Here is a 582-nt window from a genome sequence, read left to right on the forward strand (position 1 = left end):
GGGACTCCGAGCAGACGTTCCGGCTGTTCCGGGTCGCCGACGGCGGCGACCTGACCCTGAAGGACCTCACGCTCAAGGGCGGCAACGCCTCCGAGTTCAAGTACGGCGGCGACCAGGGCCCCGGCGGACCGGGCGGACCCGGTGGCCCGGGCGGACCGGGTGGACCGGGCGGACCGGGTGGACCCCAGGTGCCGGGCGGCCCGGCTCCGGCCGCCGCCCCGGCTCCGGCCGCCGCTGCGGCTCCGGCCGCCGCTGCGGCTCCCGGTGGCCCGCAGGGCCCGGGTGGCCCGCAGGGTGCCCCGGCTGCGCAGGGCGGGCAGGGAGCCCAGGATGCCCAGAGCGCGCAGGGAGCCCAAGGCATGCAGGGCGGGCCGTGGGGCAAGGACGGCAAGGACGACAAGGACGACAAGAACGGCAAGGACGACAAGAACGGCAAGGACGACAAGGACCTCGAGGCCGACGGTGGTGCGTTGCTGGTCGAGCGGGGCGGTAGCGCGCACCTGAAGAAGGTCACGCTGACCCGCAACAACGCCGAGGGCAACGGCGGCGCCATCGCCAACTTCGGCCGCGTCGACCTCGAGG

2 pseudogenes are annotated in these 582 nt (G+C 75.3%); one reads left to right on the top strand and one right to left on the bottom strand.

The window, feature by feature from the left end:
• Positions 1–356, bottom strand: a pseudogene (locus KBX37_RS34030) (hypothetical protein); the annotation flags it as partial.
• Between the two features lie 3 nt (positions 357–359).
• Between KBX37_RS34030 and KBX37_RS34035 the strand changes: the two are divergent.
• A pseudogene (locus KBX37_RS34035) lies at positions 360–582 on the top strand (hypothetical protein); the annotation flags it as partial.

The sequence above is a fragment of the Micromonospora sp. U56 genome (assembly GCF_018070095.1).
Taxonomy (GTDB): Bacteria; Actinomycetota; Actinomycetes; order Mycobacteriales; family Micromonosporaceae; genus Micromonospora; species Micromonospora purpureochromogenes.